The 22922-nt window shown below is 41.7% G+C and carries 23 protein-coding genes and 1 other annotated feature; of the genes, 18 read left to right on the forward strand and 5 right to left on the reverse strand.

Going from position 1 to position 22922, the window contains the following annotated elements; genetic code table 11:
* Window positions 1-66: 66 nt before the first annotated feature.
* Window positions 67-2661: an ATP-dependent chaperone ClpB gene (gene clpB, locus BQ5796_RS04495; RefSeq protein ID WP_071459135.1), complete on the forward strand. Its 2595-nt coding sequence runs from the start codon at window positions 67-69 to the stop codon at window positions 2659-2661.
* 40 nt (window positions 2662-2701) lie between these two features.
* Here clpB and BQ5796_RS04500 read toward each other — a convergent pair whose 3' ends face one another.
* Entirely contained in the window at window positions 2702-2896 is a 195-nt protein-coding gene (locus BQ5796_RS04500; RefSeq protein WP_071459136.1) for a YjzD family protein, read from the reverse strand.
* 191 nt (window positions 2897-3087) lie between these two features.
* Between BQ5796_RS04500 and BQ5796_RS04505 the strand changes: the two genes are divergently transcribed.
* The 4 genes from BQ5796_RS04505 (at window position 3088) to BQ5796_RS04520 (ending at window position 6004) form a co-directional block, all read left to right on the forward strand.
* Complete coding sequence (locus BQ5796_RS04505; protein WP_071459137.1) at window positions 3088-3822, forward strand: hydrolase; 735 nt, start codon at window positions 3088-3090, stop codon at window positions 3820-3822.
* A gap of 52 nt (window positions 3823-3874) precedes the next feature.
* Window positions 3875-4735 carry a hypothetical protein gene (locus BQ5796_RS04510; RefSeq protein WP_071459138.1) on the forward strand — a complete coding sequence of 287 codons (861 nt, stop codon included), beginning with the start codon at window positions 3875-3877 and terminating at the stop codon, window positions 4733-4735.
* A gap of 84 nt (window positions 4736-4819) precedes the next feature.
* Window positions 4820-5773 (forward strand): BMP family ABC transporter substrate-binding protein, encoded by a 954-nt coding sequence (locus tag BQ5796_RS04515; RefSeq protein WP_071459139.1) that lies wholly within the window; start codon window positions 4820-4822, stop codon window positions 5771-5773.
* 36 nt (window positions 5774-5809) lie between these two features.
* Complete coding sequence (locus BQ5796_RS04520; protein ID WP_071459140.1) at window positions 5810-6004, forward strand: ComZ family protein; 195 nt, start codon at window positions 5810-5812, stop codon at window positions 6002-6004.
* A gap of 111 nt (window positions 6005-6115) precedes the next feature.
* On the opposite strand, the gene BQ5796_RS04525 is transcribed toward BQ5796_RS04520, so the two are convergent.
* Window positions 6116-6367, reverse strand: a complete 252-nt coding sequence (locus BQ5796_RS04525) for a hypothetical protein (protein WP_071459141.1) — start codon at window positions 6365-6367, stop codon at window positions 6116-6118.
* Window positions 6368-6553: 186 nt separating this feature from the next.
* Between BQ5796_RS04525 and BQ5796_RS04530 the strand changes: the two genes are divergently transcribed.
* The 4 genes from BQ5796_RS04530 to BQ5796_RS04545 all read left to right on the forward strand — a co-directional run bounded on the left by BQ5796_RS04530 (window position 6554) and on the right by BQ5796_RS04545 (window position 10677).
* The gene (locus BQ5796_RS04530) at window positions 6554-7486 is read left to right on the forward strand and encodes a beta-ketoacyl-ACP synthase III (protein ID WP_071459142.1); all 933 of its coding nucleotides are present in this window, start codon (window positions 6554-6556) and stop codon (window positions 7484-7486) included.
* Between the two features lie 74 nt (window positions 7487-7560).
* A complete protein-coding gene (gene fabF / locus BQ5796_RS04535; RefSeq protein WP_071459143.1) occupies window positions 7561-8802 on the forward strand; it encodes a beta-ketoacyl-ACP synthase II in 1242 nt (413 codons plus the stop codon).
* 362 nt (window positions 8803-9164) lie between these two features.
* Window positions 9165-9851: a DUF2268 domain-containing putative Zn-dependent protease gene (locus tag BQ5796_RS04540; protein WP_071461144.1), complete on the forward strand. Its 687-nt coding sequence runs from the start codon at window positions 9165-9167 to the stop codon at window positions 9849-9851.
* A 79-nt stretch (window positions 9852-9930) separates the two neighbouring features.
* A complete protein-coding gene (locus BQ5796_RS04545; protein ID WP_071459144.1) occupies window positions 9931-10677 on the forward strand; it encodes a YjbA family protein in 747 nt (248 codons plus the stop codon).
* A 45-nt stretch (window positions 10678-10722) separates the two neighbouring features.
* On the opposite strand, the gene trpS is transcribed toward BQ5796_RS04545, so the two are convergent.
* Entirely contained in the window at window positions 10723-11715 is a 993-nt protein-coding gene (gene trpS / locus BQ5796_RS04550) for a tryptophan--tRNA ligase (RefSeq protein ID WP_071459145.1), read from the reverse strand.
* A gap of 49 nt (window positions 11716-11764) precedes the next feature.
* Window positions 11765-11996, reverse strand: a binding site (T-box leader).
* 62 nt (window positions 11997-12058) lie between these two features.
* Window positions 12059-12409 (reverse strand): DUF3899 domain-containing protein, encoded by a 351-nt coding sequence (locus BQ5796_RS04555; RefSeq protein WP_071459146.1) that lies wholly within the window; start codon window positions 12407-12409, stop codon window positions 12059-12061.
* A 263-nt stretch (window positions 12410-12672) separates the two neighbouring features.
* Between BQ5796_RS04555 and BQ5796_RS04560 the strand changes: the two genes are divergently transcribed.
* From BQ5796_RS04560 to BQ5796_RS04580, 5 genes are all read left to right on the forward strand, one after another.
* Window positions 12673-14355 carry a peptide ABC transporter substrate-binding protein gene (locus BQ5796_RS04560; RefSeq protein ID WP_071459147.1) on the forward strand — a complete coding sequence of 561 codons (1683 nt, stop codon included), beginning with the start codon at window positions 12673-12675 and terminating at the stop codon, window positions 14353-14355.
* Window positions 14356-14483: 128 nt separating this feature from the next.
* Window positions 14484-15413 carry an oligopeptide ABC transporter permease gene (gene opp3b / locus BQ5796_RS04565; protein ID WP_071459148.1) on the forward strand — a complete coding sequence of 310 codons (930 nt, stop codon included), beginning with the start codon at window positions 14484-14486 and terminating at the stop codon, window positions 15411-15413.
* A complete protein-coding gene (gene opp3C / locus BQ5796_RS04570; protein ID WP_071459149.1) occupies window positions 15413-16441 on the forward strand; it encodes an oligopeptide ABC transporter permease in 1029 nt (342 codons plus the stop codon). Before opp3b ends, opp3C begins: the two co-directional genes overlap by 1 nt.
* Window positions 16442-16458: 17 nt before the next feature.
* Entirely contained in the window at window positions 16459-17493 is a 1035-nt protein-coding gene (locus tag BQ5796_RS04575; protein WP_071459150.1) for an ABC transporter ATP-binding protein, read from the forward strand.
* A 20-nt stretch (window positions 17494-17513) separates the two neighbouring features.
* Window positions 17514-18455: an ABC transporter ATP-binding protein gene (locus BQ5796_RS04580; RefSeq protein ID WP_071459151.1), complete on the forward strand. Its 942-nt coding sequence runs from the start codon at window positions 17514-17516 to the stop codon at window positions 18453-18455.
* Between the two features lie 83 nt (window positions 18456-18538).
* Here the strand turns inward: BQ5796_RS04580 and BQ5796_RS04585 are convergent, their stop codons facing one another.
* Entirely contained in the window at window positions 18539-18724 is a 186-nt protein-coding gene (locus BQ5796_RS04585; RefSeq protein ID WP_071459152.1) for a hypothetical protein, read from the reverse strand.
* Window positions 18725-18864: 140 nt separating this feature from the next.
* Between BQ5796_RS04585 and BQ5796_RS04590 the strand changes: the two genes are divergently transcribed.
* The 4 genes from BQ5796_RS04590 (at window position 18865) to cls (ending at window position 22797) form a co-directional block, all read left to right on the forward strand.
* Entirely contained in the window at window positions 18865-19434 is a 570-nt protein-coding gene (locus BQ5796_RS04590) for an N-acetyltransferase (protein WP_071459153.1), read from the forward strand.
* Between the two features lie 422 nt (window positions 19435-19856).
* On the forward strand, window positions 19857-20252 hold the full coding sequence (spxA, locus tag BQ5796_RS04595) for a transcriptional regulator SpxA (RefSeq protein ID WP_071459154.1): 396 nt from the start codon (window positions 19857-19859) through the stop codon (window positions 20250-20252).
* Window positions 20253-20526: 274 nt separating this feature from the next.
* A complete protein-coding gene (gene mecA / locus BQ5796_RS04600) occupies window positions 20527-21198 on the forward strand; it encodes an adaptor protein MecA (protein ID WP_071459155.1) in 672 nt (223 codons plus the stop codon).
* A gap of 87 nt (window positions 21199-21285) precedes the next feature.
* Window positions 21286-22797 carry a cardiolipin synthase gene (cls, locus tag BQ5796_RS04605; RefSeq protein WP_071459156.1) on the forward strand — a complete coding sequence of 504 codons (1512 nt, stop codon included), beginning with the start codon at window positions 21286-21288 and terminating at the stop codon, window positions 22795-22797.
* Window positions 22798-22922 lie beyond the last annotated feature (125 nt).

Raw genomic sequence — 22922 nt, forward strand, 5'->3', positions numbered from 1 at the left:
TTCCTCTTTTTCAAAAACAACTATAATGATAATTAAGGTCAATAATAGTCAAAATGGGGGGATACCATGGATTTTAATGGGATGACGGAAAAGCTGCAAGAGGCTTTTTCTGGAGCGCAATCGTTAGCAGCGGCAAACAGCCACCAGGAGGTCGATGATATTCATCTGTTCCTAGCGTTGCTAAGGCAGAAGGACAGCCTTGTAATGCTGATCCTGGAGAGGGCCGGCAAGAACATCACCTCGTTTTTTTCCAAATTGGAGAGGGAATTGAAAAAGAAAACTCAAGTCTTCACGAGTGGAACAGAACAGGGGAGACTATATATTACCCCGCAATTGCAGAAGGTGCTAATTCGGGCTGAAACCGAAATGAAAACCTTACATGATGAATTCTTGTCGGCCGAGCATATTTTGCTGGCTTTAGAAGCAGAGAGCAGTTCTGCTGCAGGAAAGGTCATCCGTGATGCTCGTATTACTAGGGACTTGTTGCTAAAAGAAATCAAAGAGATAAGGGGGAATCAGCGGGTGACAACGCAAAATCCAGAGGCTGTCTACGATGTATTGAAAAAATATGGCCGTGATCTTGTCGAAGAAGCTAAATCCGGAAAGATGGATCCCGTAATTGGAAGAGATGGCGAAATAAGAAATGTCATCAGGATACTATCGAGAAAGACAAAAAATAATCCTGTTTTGATTGGAGAGCCCGGCGTCGGAAAGACAGCGATTGTTGAAGGTCTTGCACAAAGGATTGTCCGAAGGGATGTTCCAGAAGGATTGAAGGATAAAACAATTTTCTCCCTGGATATGAGTTCGCTGATTGCTGGCGCAAAGTTTCGCGGGGAATTTGAAGAACGTTTGAAGGCAGTGCTCCATGAAGTAAAGAAAAGCGAAGGGAAGATTTTGCTATTTATCGATGAGATTCATACGATTGTAGGAGCAGGCAAAACCGAAGGTGCGATGGATGCAGGCAATATGCTGAAGCCGATGCTGGCAAGGGGAGAACTCCATTGCATTGGAGCAACCACGCTGGATGAGCATCGGAAATATATTGAGAAAGACCCTGCATTAGAGCGGCGTTTTCAACAAGTATTAGTGGAAGAACCGAATGTAGACGATACCATCTCCATCCTCCGCGGTTTGAAGGAAAGGTTTGAGGTGCACCATGGTGTCAACATCCATGACAGGGCAATAGTTGCAGCAGCAACTCTTTCAGATCGTTACATTACGGACAGATTTCTTCCGGATAAGGCGATTGACCTTGTCGACGAAGCATGTGCCATGATTCGGACAGAAATAGACTCCATGCCTTTTGAACTCGACGAAGTGACAAGAAGAGTCATGCAATTGGAAATTGAGGAAGCCGCACTTCAAAAAGAAAAAGATGAAGCAAGCAAAGAGAGGCTCTCGGTCCTTTTGAAAGAACTAACAGATTTAAGGGAAACTTCGGCAGCGATGAAAGCAAAATGGGAAAAAGAGAAAAAAGGAATTCACCATATCCAGAATAAAAAGGAAGCATTAGAAAAGCATCGCAGGGAATTGGAAAAAGCCGAAAATGAGTATGATTTGAACAAAGCTGCAGAACTTCGCCATGGAACAATCCCTGCGTTAGAAAAAGAGATTGCTGCACTTGAAAAGGAAACAGGAAGAGACGGAGAAGAAAAACTCCTTCGGGAGGAGGTTACAGAAGAAGAAATTGCCTCGATTGTTGCACGCTGGACAGGAATCCCTGTCACTAAATTGGTGGAAGGGGAAAGAGAGAAACTCCTTCGTTTGGAATCAATTCTTCATGAGCGTGTGGTTGGCCAGGATGAAGCAGTAACCCTTGTAGCTGACGCGGTTTTGAGGGCCAGGGCTGGAATCAAGGATCCTGACAAACCTATTGGTTCTTTCCTTTTTTTGGGACCAACTGGCGTAGGAAAAACGGAGCTTGCGAAGACGCTTGCCCAATCGCTTTTTGACAGCGAGGATCATATCATTCGAATTGATATGTCTGAATACATGGAAAAACACGCTGTTTCTAGACTTATTGGGGCACCTCCTGGATATGTCGGGTATGAGGAAGGCGGGCAGTTAACCGAAGCTATTAGGAGAAAGCCGTATTCGGTTATCCTGCTGGATGAAGTGGAAAAGGCACATCCTGAAGTGTTTAATATTCTTCTGCAGATGCTGGACGATGGAAGGATTACAGACTCCCAGGGAAGGACTGTTGACTGTAAGAATACGGTCATTATAATGACATCCAATATCGGCTCACATTTTATTTTGGAAAATAAAGGAGAGGAAATATCCCAGGATATAAAGGAAACGGTGTTAGGCCAATTACATCAGCATTTCAGACCGGAGTTTTTAAACAGGATTGATGAATTGATTCTCTTTAAACCACTGGGTTTAAAGGAAATCAAAGAAATCGTGACAAAGCTGATGGTAAAACTCCAAAAGCGGCTTCAAGACCAACAAATCACGATTGAGATCAGCGATGCAGCCAAACAATTTATTGCCGAGAACGGGTTTGACCCTGTATTTGGAGCCCGTCCACTGAAGCGATATATTCAGAGGAACATTGAGACAATGGTAGCAAAAGAAATTATTTCCGGCTGTGTCCGGAGCGGTAACAAAGTGATCATCGACCTGGAAGGAAAACATTTCTCTGTCAAAATCGGATAGAATGAAAAAAGCCATCTTTAGGATGGCTTTTTCATTGTCTTCAGTGGGAAGCGTGTCCCGATGCAGAAGAGTCCTCCGGAATGATAAAAGGAAGTATGTAAATCAGGATAGTCGCTCCTACTGCAAGGATGCTTCCTTCTTTAAAATCATATCCAACCCCGATCATTGAGCTTGAAACATAAGTGAGCATTTGGATGAGAAGGAATGTCCAAAAAAACGTCCATACATATTTCATTCATTTTCACCTCAATGTATATTGAATCTTTTTCATCTTATCATAACGCTGTAAAATAATAAATGAATTTAAAAAATTTGTGAAGGTTTCTTTCTTCATAAAATGGGTTTGCTTGTGTAGGCAAATCCCCGTTCCTTTTAAACGGTATCCCATACAATATTATGAACAAACTGTGCAAAGGAGCGAAGAAAATGGAGACCCGGAACTTCAAGTTGGATACCGAGTGGTGCGTGGTTCATTACCCTGACAGGCCAAATGGTTTCGGTGTCCTGCTGATTGGTGACGAAAGGCATTTTGTGGACAGCGAAAGTAGTTTTTGGACCCAAAACGAAGGCAAACGAATATTTCTGCAAAAAGTCAGGGAGAAGGGCTATACCGTTTTCACATCTAATTTTTACGGAAAAAACTGGGGAAGTGATGCTTCAGTCAATATGGCTCGAGAACTTTATACCTATATCATGCGCACAGAAATCATGAATGATAAAATCCACATTCTGGCTGAAGGTATGGGAGCGCTTGCCGCCTTGAAACTTATCCATGAAGGAAAGATAAATGTCCGATCATTGCTCTTAATCAACCCAATCCTGTCCCTGACCCAGCATTTAGAACTAGAAAAAGAGCATAAATTTTTTCATAAAAAATTGTTAAAAGAACTGAGAAAGGCTTATGGAATGCCAGATAGTACGTTTGATAACAGTATTTTGAATGAGGAAGTTACTTTGCAGGATGTATCAGTTCCTGTTAAAATCATTCATGTTTTATCCGGGAACAGAGCATACCGCCAATCTATGCTGCTGAGAGAATATGATGCAATGTGGAGAAAAGAGAAGTTGCCTGTATCCATTATTTATATGCTACCAGAAAAGAAACCACAGCTGCCTTATCAGGCAATAAGATTTTGGAAGAACAAGGAACAAATTCTTTAAATCAGAAATACGTCATAGGATAACATGACAATACCTATGACGGAGGGCTCGGATGGAAGGTGTAATTGTTTATCATTCATATGGATTCATTGGATTTAGTTTGTGTAAGCAATTGCTAGAAAATGGGGTTGAAGTACTTGGAATTCATGATAGCGGTAAATCTAGCGCTGAAATAGAAGTGAAAAATATGGAAATCGGACGAAATGCTAATTTTTCTGAATGGGGCGATGGACTTTCACCTGCAATTATGGAGACAAGGTATTCGAGAATGATCGTACCCCTCCTGGATTTGTATATGGAGGAGTGGGGTGAGGAAATAGATATAAGTAGCGTCTTTCGGACAAATGAGATTCAGCTTTCTGAGGACTTTCGTGTGTCTTTTATTGTGCCGAGAAGGTGGCTCTTCCAGCCGGAAGAAATGGTGCCAGTTTTTCGCCACTTGCTAGCGTTTCTTGAGCAGAATTCAATCGGCTATCAAAAGATTTTTACTCCGACATTGTATGGTCCGTGGCAGTCTGAAGAATATTGTTTCCAACAATTAATTAAGGGTGTTGAACTTGGTATTGATCGTATCCCTTCTTTGGGAAAACGGGAGGACACGGAAGATGCTCTTTATATTGATGATGCAGTTCCCTATCTAATTGCACTAATAAAGCTTGGGAAAGGGGAATATTTGCTCCAAAGCGGAAATCCTGATTCCTGGTACCAATGTTATAACGTGATTCTATCGTTGTCCGGCTGCAAAAGTCCCCAAACAGACTTTTGCGGAGAGATAGGAGATAGCAGAAATAGCCCAAGACATTTAAGAGGAATCAAACGAATTACCGTAAAGGAAGAGGGTGATCTCAAAGAAAAAATAGCATCGCAAACACGACATTATGCACGAATCCGTTCATTTCTAGGAAAAGAATAAGCGAAAGCCTTTTCTTTTCCTTGCTTGCAAAGGTAAAATAAGAGAAATTACAGGAACAGAAAATAGTTGCAAAGGAGGGGGAGAATGGGTAGGAAGAGCATTTTTCTCATTTTACTGTGCATGCTGCTGATTTCTGGATGCGACCAGCCACTCCAAAAAGGGAAAATTGACAAAGTAGGTCTCTTGGTACCTGAAACAATTAATGACCAAGTATGGGGAACGAAAGGATACCATGGACTTCTGAAAATCCACTCCTACTTTGATGCGGATGTTTTTTATGAAGAAGGTGTGGATTCATTAGCCAAGGTCGAAAAATCTGTAGAGGACTTCCACAAAAAGGGGGTCAATTTAGTATTTGGCCATGGAAATGAATATGCAGAGTATTTCAATCGGCTATCGAGTAAATATCCTGATATGCACTTTATCAGCTTTAATGGAGATGCAAAAATGGACAACACAACGAGCCTGAATTTCGAAGCATATGCTATGGGTTTCTTTGGCGGAATGGTTGCTGGCCATTGTACGAAGAGCAATAAGATATCCATTTTGGCTGCATATGAATGGCAGCCGGAAGTGGAGGGATTTTACGAGGGTGTTATCCACGAACGTCCAGAAGCAGATGTGGATATTCGCTACGTTGGGCATTGGGATGATGACAAGAGAGCAATGGAAATTTTAGAAGATGCCATTTCCGATGGTGCCGACATAATCTACCCTGCTGGTGATGGATATAATGTTCCTGTTATTGAAAAAGCAAAGGAGAAGGGTCTCTATGTGATCGGTTACATATCTGACCAATCTGATCTTGGCAAATCTATGGTCCTTACAAGCACCGTTCAACACGTGGACGAGCTTTATCTTCTTGCAGCAAAAAGGTATAATGAAGGTAAGCTGGAATCAGGAAATTTTTCGTTTGATTTTAAGGATGGAGTTATCTCGATGGGAAAGTTCAGCCCGAAGGTAGACAAAGGGTTCAAAGAACATCTGAGGAAGGCGATTAAGAAATATGAAAAAACGGGGGTATTGCCGAGCAGTTAATGCAAGCATCCCGGAAGGAAAAAGGAGTACCATAACATGAATCAAGACAGAAGCCTGCAGTTTCTGCAAATAGCGATGAAGTATCTTCCTGAAGCAAAGGAAAAACTGGAGGGGGCAGGTGTTGAACTGAAGCCTGAAATGATCGCCCCGTTTATGGATATGTTCACGAAGGTAATGAATGAAGCATATGAACTGGGAAGAAATGAAGCACTGAATAAGGAAGACGAATAAAAAGCTGCGGCATTAGCCGCAGCTTTTTAATTTTTATTTAGGCGGGTTTGTTGATTTCTGCTTGAGAAGCTAAGCGTTCCGCAGTGTGTGCAGCTTGCCTCCTCGGCAATTTTATTTCTTCGGTAAGAACTGGTCCAAGAGGGGGCGGGCTTTTCGGAAGAGTGGCCGCAATTCGTTTGCCGCTGTCATGAAAGCATCGACATGCTGCAGCAATGCATCAACTTCAAATTGCTCAATGAAACCAGGTTTTTCAGTTTGCTGATTCTTTCCCATGCTTCGTCTGTTATCTCCGAACATCATTCGGGAAAAGGGATCCCCTCTGCCGGATTCGTGCTGATTTTGTTCAGTGTTATTACTATCCACAGTACATTCCTCCTATTTAGCACTTTTTATCAATTTATGTCTGTCAGCCCGGAATGGTATGGACAGATGCGGAGAAGAAATTTTTATTGAGAAAAAAGGTTTAGAATGTTAAAATTAGCACCAAGTCATAATAATTGATATAAATAATTGATCTTATACATTTTCATGAAAAAGGAGTGAAGGATCATGAATGTGGGGATAATTGGGTCGGGACGCTATGTTCCTGAGAAAATCGTAACAAACCATGATTTAGAGAAAGTCATGGATACCTCGGATGAATGGATTAGAACACGGACTGGAATCGAAGAGAGAAGAGTGGCAGAAGATGATATCAATACATCTGATATGGCCTATTATGCAGCGCTGCATGCGCTAAGTGATTCTGGCATTGAAGCAGAGGAACTTGACTTGATACTCGTTGCTACCGTATCACCTGACCATCCTTTCCCTAGTGTCGCTTGTCTTCTGCAAGAACGGCTGGGAGCAAAGAAGGCCGCTGCATTAGATATAAGCGCAGCCTGTGCAGGTTTTATGTACGGAATCGTTGTGGCAAAGCAATTTATCGAGAGCGGAACCTATAAGCACGTGCTAGTTATCGGAGCAGAAAAACTGTCTAAAATAACGGATTGGAACGATAGGAATACAGCAGTGCTATTTGGTGACGGTGCTGGAGCAGTTGTATTGGGGAAAGTGAGCGAAGGACGAGGAATTCTCTCATTTGAGCTTGGTGCAGACGGATCTGGAGCAAAGCACTTGTACCAAGAAGATTTCATTGTGATGAACGGCAGGGAAGTTTTTAAGTTTGCAGTAAGGCAGATGGGTGAAAGCAGTCTGCACGTTCTTGAGAAAGCTGGACTCTCCAAAGAAGATGTCGATTTCCTTATCCCCCATCAGGCAAACATTAGAATAATGGAATCCGCCAGGCAGCGCTTGGAGCTACCGATTGAAAAAATGTCCAAGACGATCCATAAATACGGAAACACATCAGCAGCTTCCATTCCAATTTCCATGGTAGAGGAATTACAAGCAGGAAAAATTAAGGATGATGATGTCGTTGTCATGGTTGGTTTCGGCGGGGGACTTACCTGGGGCGCTATCTTGATGCGCTGGGGACGTTAAAAGCGGATAGAGAACGCTTTACCAATAGTTGAATACTAGTGAACTGTATATTTGGAAGGAGCTGTGTTAAAACAATGCAAAAACGTAGGGTTGTAGTAACAGGGGTCGGGGCTGTCAGTCCGATTGGTAACGATGCAGGCACAAGCTGGGAAAATGCTAAGGCTGGGGTTTCCGGAATAGGGGCCGTCACTCGCCTGAACGCAGAAGAATTCCCTGCAAAAGTGGCAGGAGAAGTAAAAGACTTCAACATAGAACAGTTCATTGATAAAAAAGATGCAAGGAAAATGGATCGCTTCACACACTACGCTGTGGCGGCTTCGATGATGGCAGTGAAGGATGCAGGCCTTGAAATCCATGATGGCAATTCCCATAGAATCGGTGTCTGGATCGGATCGGGTATCGGAGGAATGGAGACATTCGAACAACAGCATGAAACCTTTATGAAAAGGGGATACCGCCGGGTAAGCCCATTCTTCGTTCCAATGATGATTCCTGACATGGCTGCAGGACAGGTTTCTATTACTCTTGGAGCAAGAGGCTTCAATTCCTGCACGGTTACGGCTTGTGCAACAGGAACGAACTCTATCGGCGATGCTTTTAAAGTGATTCAGCGCGGTGACGCAGATGCGATGGTAACGGGTGGTGCCGAAGCTCCAATTACAAAAATGAGCTTTGCAGGATTCTGTGCCAACACTGCGCTTTCGACTAATCCTGATCCACTAAAGGCGAGCAGGCCTTTTGATAAGGACAGAGATGGTTTTGTCATGGGTGAAGGATCCGGTATCCTTATTTTAGAAGAATTAGAGCGTGCACTCTCAAGAGGTGCAAAAATTTACGCAGAGATTGTCGGCTATGGAGCGACAGGGGATGCCTATCATATTACTGCTCCTGCACCTGAAGGGGAAGGCGGTGCCCGTGCGATGAAGGCAGCGCTTGAAGATGGCGGGTTAAACCCTGAGGATGTTGGTTATATCAATGCTCATGGTACAAGCACAGGGTATAATGATAAATATGAGACAATGGCAATTAAAAGTGTGTTTGGCGAGCACGCATACAAACTTGCAATAAGTTCTACTAAATCAATGACAGGCCATTTGCTTGGTGCAGCAGGCGGAATTGAAGCAATCTTTACAGTGTTGGCACTGAAGGAAGGTGTCCTTCCTCCAACTATTAATTACGAAACTCCAGATCCTGATTGTGATTTGGACTATGTTCCAAATGAAGCAAGAGATGTTGTAGTTGATGCAGCATTGAGCAATTCTCTCGGTTTTGGCGGACACAACGCTACACTTGCATTTAAGAGATATAACGGTTAATTTTTGAGGACAGAGGACAGGCGGATGCCTGTCCTTTCGTTTGTGGAACATTAAATAATTGAGCAACCTAGGTGTTACCTTATATATATCTTTGATACCGCAGACATCCTCATTATATAAGCATCATGTTGAAATAACTTCCGCGAGTATCCGGTTGATTGATGAGCACTGGAGATGGTATAACATTGCTCCCGTCGGTAAAAGTTCTGACGTATTCTTCTAGGAACCATATGCTATATAAACAGAATGTGGGAGGAGAAAAGATTGGGGTAGTCAGGACAAATCATCTTCTGGAAAAGTATTGCAACCAGCCTGAAAAGTTATGTAGGTTATTGCTTCCTTCCTTTAAGAGAAACAGGAATATGTCAGCGTATCAGTATTTAAGAAGTTTTGGAATGTGTAAACCAGGACCAGTTAGCAAAGCCATGTTAAAAAAATTGGAAAAACAAGACTTTTGGAAAAAAACAGATGCATTATATAAGAAGTACAAGAAGAGTTGGAAAGGTCCGGAAATTTCCGTGTTTATATTGCCGATCGATGCTTCCAACAGACGGCTTATGATAGAGGGAAAAGGGAAATCTGGTGTGTCTTTTCCTGATAGGTTATTCCTTTTTCTATCCCCTGAGGTGGAGAGCCTGCAGCTGGAAGCAATTTTTACCCATGAGTATCATCATTCCTGCAGGCTGCAAGCGCAAAAGAAAGACTTATCACAATATACTTTGCTTGATTCCCTGATCATGGAAGGTCTTGCTGAACATACTGCTGAAGAAGCTTGCGGATCAGATCATAGGGCTTCGTGGTGTGAACGACTGAATGAAAACGAATTAGAGTACTATTGGGAAAAGCATATAAAAAAGAATCTTGAAGCCAACAGAGAGAATTTGATCCATGATAAGATATTATTTGGGCAGGGCGGATTTCCTCCGCTGCTAGGTTATACGGTTGGCTATGCTCTTATCAAACAGTTTAAAAAAAATCAACCCCTCACTGTAAAAGATTCCATTGTCCTACCTTCAAGTGTTTTTTACCGTGAAAAGCTTTATTCCTGAACATATCAATTTAGGAATAATTTAACTCTTGCCTGACCATACTGATATAAAAACAGAATGCTGAAGCGAGGGGTTGTCGATGTTATATCTTCACGATGTTTGGGTGAACTGGTTCGAGGGGGAGGAAAATGGCTACAATGTATGTCATTTTCATGAGTGGCGAAAAGATGACGGAGTAGAACTTCTTGATCAAGTACCGTTGCTTAAAATTGAGTCGGTCTTATTCCGATACATTGAAAATGATTTATCTGAATTGCCGCAGCAGCTTCTCGATGATATTTACCGGAAAGCCTTTTTAAGAAAGAACCATGAGCGGAAGCAGTTAGACCATTGCTTTGTTGCAACAGATGGAACAGGTATTCTTGCTGTAGATACAATAGGGTACAATATTCCAATCAGAAAAAGCAGACTAATCCCGAGACAGGAACAGCTTGTATACGAAATGGTAGAGAATCAGGAAACAAAAGTTTATCATTTCAATGATCAAAGCGGTTTGAAAGATTTTCATATTCTGTCGCCTTCACCAGAAGTGATGAGAGGACTCACAAGGAAGGAAAGGCAGCTTAAGCAGTTGTTGTTTATGGCGCTCGATCAGCTTCAATCATCCGGAAATACGGCGGAAGTCAGGTATTGGCTAACAGAGTGGTGCCCAGAAAGATATGAAGATATTCAGCAACGGTCATTAGAGCAAGCTTGGGATGAGCTCTACAATGAAACGAAATTTGGGTGGTCGAGGAAGCACGAAGCTTTCTGTGAAAATATTATTAAAGGCCAGCCTTTTTTTGAAAAGCTCTGGGAAATGGAGCATGGACCGAAAGTGAATTAAGGGGAAAAACAAGCGCGTTTCCACTTGGAAACGCGCTTGTATTCTTTATTTTTTCTTTCTTCCAAGGCCCATAGCATTTTCCATTTTCTTGAGCATCTTACCTGCTGCTTTGTTGGCCTTTTCCGCCCCTCTGTCCAGAATATCATCAAGTTCCTTGGAATCGACAAGTTCAAAGTATTTTTTCTGTATCGGTTCAATTGCACCTGCCACTATTTCTGCGACATCATTTTTGAAATCCCCGTATCCTTTCCCTTCGTAATCCTTTTCGAGATCTTCAATACTCTTCCCGGAAAATAAAGAGCAGATGGAAAGAAGGTTGGAAATCCCGGGTTTGTTTTCCTTATCAAACTTGACAATACCCTCAGAATCAGTAACTGCGCTTTTGATTTTCTTCATGATCTGCTTTGGATCGTCTAGCATAGAAATGGAGGCTTTCTGATTCTGATCAGATTTGCTCATTTTCTTTAGCGGATCTTGCAGGGACATAATTCTTGCACCAACCTTAGGAATCCTTGCTTCCGGAATAGTGAAGACTGGACTGTATTTTTTGTTAAACCGTTCTGCAAGGTCTCTTGTCAGTTCAATATGCTGCTTCTGATCTTCTCCCACCGGCACAAGATCCGTTCCATAGAGAAGAATATCTGCAGCCATGAGAGGAGGATATGTCAGGAGTCCAGCAGGAATAGCTTCCTTACCTGCTGACTTATCTTTGAACTGGGTCATTCTTTCGAGTTCTCCAATGTATGCGACACATTGCATCATCCATCCTGCCTGAGCGTGTGCAGGAACTTCCGACTGGATGAAAAGAGTAACTTTTTTAGGATCTAGACCTGAAGCAATATAGAAAGCGGCAAGACTACGAATATTTTTCCGCAGTGCCAGTCTGTCCTGAGGTACGGTGATCGCATGCTGGTCGACGATACAGATATAGCAGTCGTAATCTTCCTGCAGCTCAACAAACTGCTTGATAGCGCCTAAATAGTTGCCGAGCGTGATGGTCCCACTTGGCTGAATCCCGGAAAAAATTGTTTTTCTCATCGTGTTCACTCCTAAAAAATAATATAAAAAAGACCATTCTCCCTCTATAAATAGGGACGAATGGTCCGTGGTGCCACCCTAATTGCCCGCGTTGCGGGCCGCTTGATACATGCCAAAAATAGCGCATGTTCCTCTTAACGCAAGGATTACGTCCGCGGATACTTAGCTTTCCCCGCGGGAGCTCGAAAGTCCATTCCTGCTGCAAGGCTGTTTGTTTTCACCTGCCACAAACTCTCTGAGAAACCTGTCTCAGCAGTACTACTCTTTGTCATAGCTTCTGTTTGAAATACTGTTAAAAGAAATTATAATGTTCTCTCACATGTAAATCAAGTGTATCTCTTCCTTACCTATAGTAGGCTGCTAATGCGGCAAGCATTAGCAGCAGGTTGAACAATCCGGCCATAGCAAGAGGGAAGTAGTTAAGGGAAACAATTTCTGAAAGGGGGGTGATTTCCTCTTCTTCTTTTGTTTCTAATTTATTCCGCGACCGAAAAATCACTCTGAAGGAATGGGAGATATTATCGAAGAAGCCGCCTGTTACCGTATAAAGCAGAAGTGACAATAATAGCATACCGCCTGCAATATAGAAAGAAAAGTTGATGTAATGCAGCAGCGTAAGCTCTCTCTCCATTGCAAGAGATAGCAGGAATACAAGTATTTGCATTGAGACGGTTAAGTAACATATTTTCTTCATTTTCCTCTTCCACCTATAAAATAATTATATTGTTTAAGACTTAACTCATTAATGTAATCATATATTACAGCTAAACAAAAGGCAGTGAAACCCCTCTTATTGGTTATAAGTCACTATTATAACACACTTTTTTTAACTATCTTTATTGCGAATGTTTCAGCTCTGTAAATTTTAGCAGAAAAAATATTGAACATTTTTTTGAGTAAATGTATAATAGAGAATGTAAAAAGTTTTCAGAAAAATAAATAAAAGGGGGATTACACTTGAAGAAGTCAAAATTATCGTTGTTTTTAGTCCTAACTCTAGTTTTTTCTTTGGTCCTAAGCGCCTGCGGTGGCGGCAAGAAGGAATCAGGGAGCGGTAGTGAAGGAGAAGGCGAAAGCAGCGCAAAACAGGAAATCAAAATCCTTGATTCTTCCGAGATTCCAACAATGGATACAAGTCTTGCGGAAGGTTCAACTAGTTTCACTTACATTGCAAACGTAGGTGAGGGGCTTTACCGCCTGAACAAAGACCATAAGCCAGTTCCGGCGATGGCAGAAGGCAAACCGAAAATTTCTGAAGATAAGAAAGTTTACACTTTCAAACTTCGTGATGCTAAATGGTCGAATGGCGATCCTGTAACAGCAGACGATTTTGTCTATGCATGGCAGCGTGCAATTGATCCAAAGACTGCTTCTCCTTACGGTCCATACATGATGGATGGGAAGATCAAGGGAGCAAAAGAAATCACTGAAGCAGGTGCTGCAAGCAAAGAGTATGACCTAAACACTCTTGGTATAAAAGCAATCGATGATAAGACGCTAGAAGTAACACTTGAGCAACCTTTCGTATTCTGGGAAGACTTGTTCGCATTCCCTACTTTCTATCCAATTAACAAGAAATTCGTTGAAGAAAAAGGCGAAAAATATGCAAGCAATGCTGAAAACCTTCTATACAATGGTCCTTTCAAGCTGACAAAGTGGGAAGGAACGGACGCTACTGACTGGGTATTGGAAAAGAACGAAAATTACTGGGATGCAAAGAACGTAAAGCTTGAGAAAATCTCTGTAAACGTTGTTAAAGATTCCAACTCTGCAGTAAACGCTTTTGAAGCAGGCGAAACTGATATGACAGGTCTTCTTTCTTCCGATATCGTGCCGCAATACGAGGGAGATGACAGAATGGTCAGCTGGCTTGAGCCAACTGTATTCTGGCTGAAGATGAACCAGCAAAACGAAGCACTGAAAAATGTTAACATCCGTAAAGCAATTGCACAAGGATTCAATAAAGAAGATCTTGCTAAGAGCATCTTGAACAATGGATCGATTGCTGCAAACTTTATGGTTCCTAAAGATTTTGTAGAATTTGAAGGAAAAGATTTCCGTGAGAAGCATGGCGATCTAATCAAGTACGATCCGAAAGCTGCTAAAGAAGCATGGGAAAAAGGTTTGAAAGAGCTTGGTGTGGACAAACTTGAAATTCGCTACCTTGGTGGAGACACTGAAGCAGCGAAGAAAACTGACTCTTACATGAAGAACCAGCTAGAAAAGAATCTTCCAGGTTTAACAGTTAAGCTTGAGAGCGTTCCTTTCGCTGTACGTCTTGAGCGTGACAATTCTCAAAACTATGACCTTCAGTTTGCAGGATGGGGACCTGACTACGGTAACGCTATTTCCTTCACAGACCTTTGGTTGACTGGCGGAGGAAGCAACCGTATGGACTACTCTAATCCTAAATATGATGAGCTGATCAAGAAAGCTCAAACCGATTATGCTACAAAGCCGAAAGAAAACTGGGAAGCTCAGCAGGAAGCTGAAAGAATCATGATTCAGGAAGATGCAGGTATTGCGCCGGTTTATCAACGTGGTGCCAATATCCTTCTAAATCCTAACGTTAAAGGTCTTGCAATCTATAACTATGGTCCTGACTATGCATTCCAGTGGGTTGAAGTAAAAGGCGAATAATAATTGTTCTCGCAAAGCTAATAATCTTGTTAGTCAAAAGAGAGTATATTCGAAAATATACTCTCTTTTTCCCTGTAAGCAAAGTGTCGGAAAATAGCAAATATTGAAATAATATAGGAGGTGTACATATGGGAAAATACTTGGCCAAAAGGGTCCTCTATATGTTTATCACTCTTTTTCTCATAGCTTCCCTGACTTTCTTCCTCATGAAGATTATCCCGGGAACCCCATTTGCAAGTGCAAATAAACTATCGCCGCAGCAAGTGGAAATTATGAAAGCGAAGTACGGGCTCGATAAACCTGTACCGGTACAGTATGTTACGTATTTAGGAAAGCTTGCGAAGGGAGATTTGGGTATTTCCTTCCAATTTAACAATACACCAGTAACTGATTTGATGATAAAGCGTCTCGGCCCTTCTGCCCAATTAGGATTTCAGGCAGTATTCTTTGGAACAATTGTGGGATTGCTGCTCGGCGTATTTGCAGCATTGCGGCAAAATACATGGGTGGACTATGGTGCTACATTCCTTGCGGTACTGGGGAAATCGATTCCAAATTTCGTGTTTGCAGGTTTAATGCAGTATTATATTGGCGTTAAGCTTGGCCTGCTTCCAGTTCTCTTTTGGAAGGGATTCGAATACACCATTATGCCGACAATCGCGCTTTCCATGTTCCCGATAGCAATTGCAGCGCGGTTCATGAGGACAGAAATGATTGAAGTGCTTGGCACTGACTATATTACTCTCGCAAAAGCAAAAGGTGCAAGCTTCTTTGAAATCGCTTTTAAGCATGCATTGCGCAACGCTTTAATACCACTTATCACGGTGCTCGGTCCGCTTACGATTTCGTTGATGACCGGTTCTCTTGTAATTGAACAGATTTTTGCAATTCCTGGACTTGGTGAACAGTTTGTAAAAGCGGTCAATGTGAACGACTATCCTGTCATCATGGGGACAACCTTGCTGTTTGCATTCTTGTTTGTTGTTGTCATCCTTATCGTAGATATCCTCTACGGAATCATCGATCCGCGGATCAGGCTGTCAGGAGGTAGCAAATAATGGATAGATCAGACATCAAAATTCCTAAGGATCGCTTTCGGCCCGCTGTTATTGATTCCTCGAAAAGTGAAGAAATCAACAAGCCAAGTCTGAATTTTTGGCAGGATGCATGGCTTCGCGTAAGAAAAAATAAAGGCGCAATCGCCAGTATGGTCATCATGTTGATAGTTGTTTTGCTAGCGTTTATTGGCCCTCTTATTAGCGGAAAAAGCTTTAGTGAACAAACAGTTTCCCATAATCACCTTCCACCAAGAGTCCAAGGTCTAGAGAATATAAGCTGGCTTCCTTTTGATGGAACAGAAGTCAACAGGGCAGGAAAAGAAATCAATGTATACGAGCAAAAAGGCATTGACGAGTACTACTGGTTTGGTACGGATGCACTTGGCCGTGATATTTTTACCCGCGTATGGAAAGGTACGCAAATCTCTCTATTAATTGCCTTTCTCGCTGCAACAATTGACTTGATCGTCGGGGTTTCGTACGGGGCAATTTCCGGCTACTTTGGCGGAAGGCTTGATAATATTATGCAGCGGATTACGGAGGTCTTGATTGGTATTCCAACACTTGTTGTCGTAATTCTTATGATACTCGTACTCGATCCAGGTATCATCTCCATAGCGGTCGCGCTCTCTGTAACAGGATGGGTAGGAATGGCAAGGGTGGTACGTGCCCAGGTGCTGAAAGTAAAGGAGCAGGAATTCGTACTTGCTTCCCGTACATTGGGTAATTCCCATAAATCTATTATTTACAAACATATTTTGCCTAACCTGGCCGGCGTCATTATTATCAACACTATGTTTTCAATTCCAAACGCGATTTTCTTCGAAGCTTTCTTAAGCTTCATCGGACTTGGTCTGCAGGATCCACAAGCATCGCTGGGAACCCTTGTTAATGAAGGATTCAAAGTGTTGAGGTTGCATCCGCATGAAATGATTGTGCCTGCAGCAGTCATCAGTATTCTCATGATAACTTTCAATATGCTGGCAGACGGATTGAGAGATGCTCTGGATCCGAAAATGCGCGACTAAGAAAGCAGGTGGACAGAATGACAAATATTTTAGAAGTTAAAGATTTGAATATCTCATTCCATACGTTTGCAGGGGAAGTAAAAGCAATTAGAGGCGTTAACTTCGAACTGAAAAAGGGGGAGACACTTGCGATTGTCGGTGAATCAGGTTCCGGGAAATCTGTTACGACGAAGGCAATCATGAAACTCCTTCCCCCGAACAATTCTGAGATAAAAAAAGGGCAGATACTTTTCGACGGTAAAGACTTAACAAATCTGACTGATCGTCAAATGCAAAAAATACGCGGTAAGGATATATCGATGATATTCCAGGATCCAATGACGTCGTTGAATCCAACAATGACGATTGGAAAGCAAATCATGGAGCCGCTTATTAGGCACCAAAATATGAGTAAAGCTGCGGCAACGGAGAGATCCTTACAGCTATTGCGTCTTGTTGGAATTCCGAAGCCAGAGCAAAGAATCAAACAATACCCCCACCAATTCTCGGGTGGGATGAGACAAAGGGTTGTCATAGCCATTGCGCTAGCTTGCAATCCAAAGGTGCTTATTGCCGATGAGCCGACAACCGCTCTAGACGTTACAATCCAAGCGCAAATTCTTGAACTAATGAAGGATTTGCAGAACAAGATTGAAACATCGATCATTTTTATTACACATGATCTTGGTGTTGTCGCTAACGTAGCAGACCGTGTTGCCGTCATGTATGGAGGCAAAATAATTGAAATCGGAACGGTAGATGAAGTGTTTTATAATCCGCAGCATCCATATACATGGGGCCTTATCAGTTCTATGCCAAGCCTTGATGCAAGGGATGAAGAGCTTTATGCTATCCCGGGAACGCCTCCAAACTTGCTTCACCCGCCAAAGGGCGATGCGTTTGCACCGAGGAATGAATATGCAATGCAAATCGACCTGGAAGAAGAACCTCCTATGTTTAAGGTATCTGACACTCATTATGCTGCTACATGGTTGCTGCATCCTGATGCTCCAAAAGTTGAGCCGCCTGCAGCAGTAGTGAAGAGAATGCAGAAATTTTCCGGTACGAAATAATGGAGCGGGAGGGCAGGAGCATGCAAAAAAAGGAAAAATTGCTTGAAATAAGGAACTTAAAACAATATTTTAATATTGGAAAACCGAATGAGGTAAAAGCCATAGATGGAATCTCTTTCGATATTTATAAAGGCGAAACTCTTGGACTTGTTGGTGAATCAGGCTGTGGGAAATCGACTACAGGCAGGACTATCATCCGTTTGTATGATGCTACAGAGGGCGATGTTTTCTTCAAGGGAGAAAGTGTCCATGGAAAAAAATCCCGTTCGGAACTGAAAAAGTTCAATCGCAGTATCCAAATGATTTTTCAGGATCCTTATGCCTCTCTCAATCCGAGGATGAAGGTATCCGATATCATTGCTGAAGGCATTGATATTCACAACTTAGCTAGGAACGGGAAGGAACGGATGGAACAAGTATATTCCCTTTTAGAAACTGTCGGTTTAAACAGGGAACATGCTAACAGATATCCGCATGAATTCTCCGGAGGACAACGGCAAAGGATTGGGATTGCAAGGGCGCTTGCCGTTCAACCAGAATTTATCATTGCAGACGAACCTATATCCGCGTTGGACGTTTCCATTCAGGCGCAGGTTGTCAATTTGATGAAAAAACTGCAACATGAAAAAGGTCTGACCTATTTGTTTATTGCCCATGACCTCTCGATGGTTAAATACATTAGTGACCGAATCGGTGTCATGTATTTCGGGAAATTGGTGGAGCTTGCTCCAGCAGAGGAGCTTTATAGCAATCCGCTCCATCCATATACACAATCACTGTTATCAGCTATTCCGCTTCCTGATCCGGAATTTGAGCGGACTAGACGAAGGAAGACATACGACCCATCGAGTCACCAGTACGCTGATCATGAAGAAGTAATAATGAGGGAAGTGAAGCCAGGACACTTTGTACATTGCTCTGAGCAAGAGCTAAAAAAATACCAGGCACAATATAAGAGCTAAAAAAACGATCTCATTTGAGATCGTTTTTTTTATGAAAAATGTTTAATGATTATTAAATAGGGAAAACATTTTTATGTAGCAAATTATCTTTTCTGTCCTCCGACTGTTTTCCACCCAGTTTGCATTTTGTCTGACTTGCCCTTAAACTCGGATTTGCGTTTGCCACCAAATAAAGTTTCTCCAATGCCATTTGTAAAAACACCCATTAGCGCGGTCATGCCGATCACCAGCAAAGCAACAATCATCAAATCTGCAATATAATCACCCATTAATATTGCCCCCTTTAATGTGAAGATAAGAATCACGTTATCCATGTCTCCATTATTATTTTATCGGATTGGCAACGCATTTGGAAGTGTGAAAGTACTGCGTCGGGATATGAAAGATAAAGAAGGAAGGGAGCAATTCTATGCATTGGTACGATAAATTGAATCAATATTTCCCGGTAGAGGAAATGAAGTCCCAGGAACATATGGAAGCATTGCTAAAGGAATATCCTCAGGTTTATCGCAAGGATGAAGGACAAAATCATGTCTTAATGTATGTAGAGATGGATAGTTTCATCTTTGTAGACTACCTGTTTGTTTCGAAAAATGCTAGAGGGCAGCGTCTTGGCCATAAGCTGCTTACTCGCCTGAAAGAAAAAGGAAAGCCAATCATTCTGGAAGTGGAGCCAATCAGCGAGGATGATATGGATACGGAGAAGCGCCTCCGGTTTTATAAAAGGGAGGATTTCCATCATGCCAGTTCTATTCGATATTCAAGGCGTTCCCTTGCAACGGAGGAAATTAACAGAATGGAGATTCTTTACTGGACACCAGGGGAGAAAGATGAAAAAGCAATATATGAAGCAGTGAAAACAACTTACAAAATGATTCATACATTTAAGGATAAAGAGCTATATGGAGCTACCTATGATGCTGTAGATAAAGTTGTTACAATAAAAACCCCTGAGTGGAACCTGCTAGAAGAGGTATAAACACTATTTAGTTTTCATTATTGGAATCTTAATTGAGAATGAATGAAAATAAAAAGCGAGGTTTTCTTGTCCTTAAATGGGGTAATAAACAAAAAGTAGAATAAAATTTTCTAAATGACCGTTCTCACCTCCCTAAAAGGAAAGCTATTAACGAATAAATATAATAGTGCAATAGGGCGGCCTAAAAAATTCATTAAAAATGTTGAAACTTTTTGTGACTTTATCCGTCTTATATAAGGACGGCAGGAAGTTACATAAAATCTTTTTTATTATTTTTTATGGAAAAAGCATACCCATCCTTCAATTGATGGTGTATAATTAATCTATAGAGATTACTAAATTAGAGTTATTTTAAACTAGGATGCCGCATCATTTTATTACTAACATATAATTGTTAACTTAAAGGGAGTGTGAATTAACCAATGGTCACTTTATACACTTCACCAAGTTGTACTTCGTGCAGGAAAGCTAAATCATGGCTTGAAGAGCATGAGATTCCTTATCAGGAACGGAATATTTTTTCAGAACCTTTGTCCATCAATGAAATAAAGGAAATTCTTCGAATGACAGAAGACGGAACCGATGAAATCATCTCCACCAGATCGAAGACATTTCAAAAACTTGATGTGAATCTTGAAACAATGCCACTGCAGGATTTGTTCGAATTAATCAAGGACAATCCGGGCCTCCTACGTCGACCTATTATCGTCGACGAGAAGCGCTTGCAAGTTGGTTATAATGAAGATGAAATACGCAGGTTTCTGCCTAGAAAAGTCCGTACTTACCAGTTGCGTGAAGCACAGCGCATGGTCAATTGATAGAGCTGCCCCGGTTTATTTTTACCGGGGTTTTCCTGTGTCTTCAAAAGACAGATTAAGTTTTTTCTGGGTAAAAGCTGGTTTTTGGATTATCAGGAGATTTTATTTCCCAAAAGTCTTTTTTTATCATAAAATATAAGTACAAGGCGGTATTATTTTTCTTACAGAGAACGGATGGCCGATTGGAAAGAATGCAATATGGGTATAGATAATAAATAAGCTTTACGGGGGTATTTTGTCCCTTCAATCCTTAGTCTGGAAGGGAGAGAGTAGAATGGAAATCGAACGTATAAATGACCACACAGTAAAGTTTTATATTTCGTATATGGATATAGAAGAGCGCGGATTTGACCGGGATGAAATCTGGTATAATCGTGAGCGTAGCGAAGAACTTTTCTGGGAAATGATGGATGAGGTTCATCATGAGGAAGAATTCGCTGTAGAAGGGCCTTTGTGGATTCAAGTACAAGCGTTAGAGAAGGGACTTGAGGTGCTTGTGACACGTGCGCAGCTTACAAAGGACGGACAGAAGTTTGAGCTGCCCGTTCCTGATGAAAAACTGAAGGATTATCCTGTCGATGAGAGGATAGAAGAGCTTTTGGATCAGCACTTTAATCCGAAACCAGACGATAGCGAGGATTCTGCTTTCGAGGACGAGCTTGACTTTATGCTTGTATTCCCGGATTTTGAAGATGTACTGTCGCTTGCAAAACGATCCTTGCCTGAGACAATAAACACATCTTTGTACAGCATGGATGGGAAATACTATCTGTATGTAGATTTTCCAGAAGAAGTATTTGTGGACGAGGACGAAATAGATGACCTTTTAAGTATTCTCCTCGAATACGGACAGGAATCAGCTGTTACGATTCACCGCCTGCAGGAATACGGCAACTCAATAATAGAAGAGAATGTTTTTCATGTTCTCAGGGGATACTTTTCCTGAAGTTAAGCCGGTTTCAATCATGAAATCGGCTTTTTATATAACTATTTTTTCATGAAAGTCTATTGGTCTTAGAAAAAAGGAGCGAAAATGAAAAACACTGTTAGATTGATTCTATTTATCGGGATTTTGGGGGCAAGTTATTATTTTATCAATGATACGCTTGGTATTAACTTTCTTGGTTACGCGAGTATTTTCATGACCCTATCTGTTGTATTAATTGGTTTCGTTATCTTCCTGGAAAACAGACACCCGACCCAGACTCTCACATGGTTAGTTGTACTTGGAAGTTTTCCGGTTGTCGGGTTTATTTTTTACTTGTTATTTGGCCGCAGCTACCGGAAGGAAAGGATGTACAGAAGGAAGTATTTCCTCGATAAGAAGGCTTTCCTTATGGTGGAGGGGGATAGCGAGAGAGCCAACATGGAAAAATTGATGAAAATGGGGGATCAACACCAAAAGCTTTTCAATTTAGCACAAAATATTGGGAACAGCCCGATTTCCTTCGCAACAACTACGGAAGTTCTCAATAATGGTGATGAAACATTTGGAAAGATACTGAAGGAATTGCAAAAGGCAAGGCATCATATTCATCTTGAGTACTACATTGTCCGGCATGACAGAATTGGCAAAGACATAAAGGATATTCTTATCGAAAAAGCACAACAGGGAGTCAAAGTTAGGTTTCTTTATGATGCTGTTGGTTCATGGCAGTTATCACATGAATACATAGAAGAAATGAAGGCTGCAGGTGTGGAAGTACGGGAGTTTGGTCCGGTGACGCTTCCTTTTCTTAATAGTAAATTCAATTTCCGAAACCATAGGAAAATCGTTGTTATCGATGGGTCCGTTGGTTTTGTGGGCGGATTGAATATTGGAGACGAGTACCTTGGCAGGGACAGTAACTTTGGTTTTTGGCGTGATACTCATCTGTATATTAATGGAGAAGCTGTACGAAGCCTGCAATTGATCTTCCTTCAGGATTGGTACTATATGACGAATGAGAGCTTCCTTACTCCGGAGTATCTGTCACCACCTCTTCAGCATCAGGGAGATGGCGGAGTGCAAATGATTGCAGGCGGACCGGATAATGAATGGAGTGTGATAAAACACATATTTTTCTCCATGATTGCTTCCGCGAAAAAAAATGTATGGATCGCATCCCCATACTTTATCCCTGACGAGGATATTCTTACAGCAATTAAAGTTGCCTCGTTGAGTGGTGTGGATGTAAGGATTTTGGTACCCCAGCGTCCAGATAAAAAAATCGTCTTTCATGCATCACGCTCTTATTTTCCTGCACTATTGGAAGCTGGTGTGAAAGTGTACGAGTACAAGAAAGGATTCATGCATAGTAAAATCGTTATTGTCGATGGAGAGCTTGCATCAATTGGAACTTCGAATATGGATATGAGAAGTTTCCATCTCAATTTCGAAGTGAATGCGTTCCTGTACCAGACAGAGAGTGTGAAGCGCCTAATGGAGGAATTTGAAAATGATTTGCTGGATTCCGTTGAAATTGAGGAAAATGAATTTAATCGCCGGCACTTTGGCTACAGACTGATTGAATCGACTGCAAGGCTTCTCTCTCCGCTTCTTTAAGTAAACACAGTTTTTGATCGTACTTTATCATATAGGCAAACTTGAGTTCCAAAGAGTTTGTCTCTTTTTTATTTTTATGGCTTCCCTGTTCCATGCTTCCGCAGGAGTCTTCGCGTCTTTTACTC

The sequence above is a fragment of the Bacillus massilinigeriensis genome (genome assembly GCF_900111815.1).
GTDB lineage: Bacteria > Bacillota > Bacilli > Bacillales > Cytobacillaceae > Mesobacillus_C > Mesobacillus_C mediterraneensis.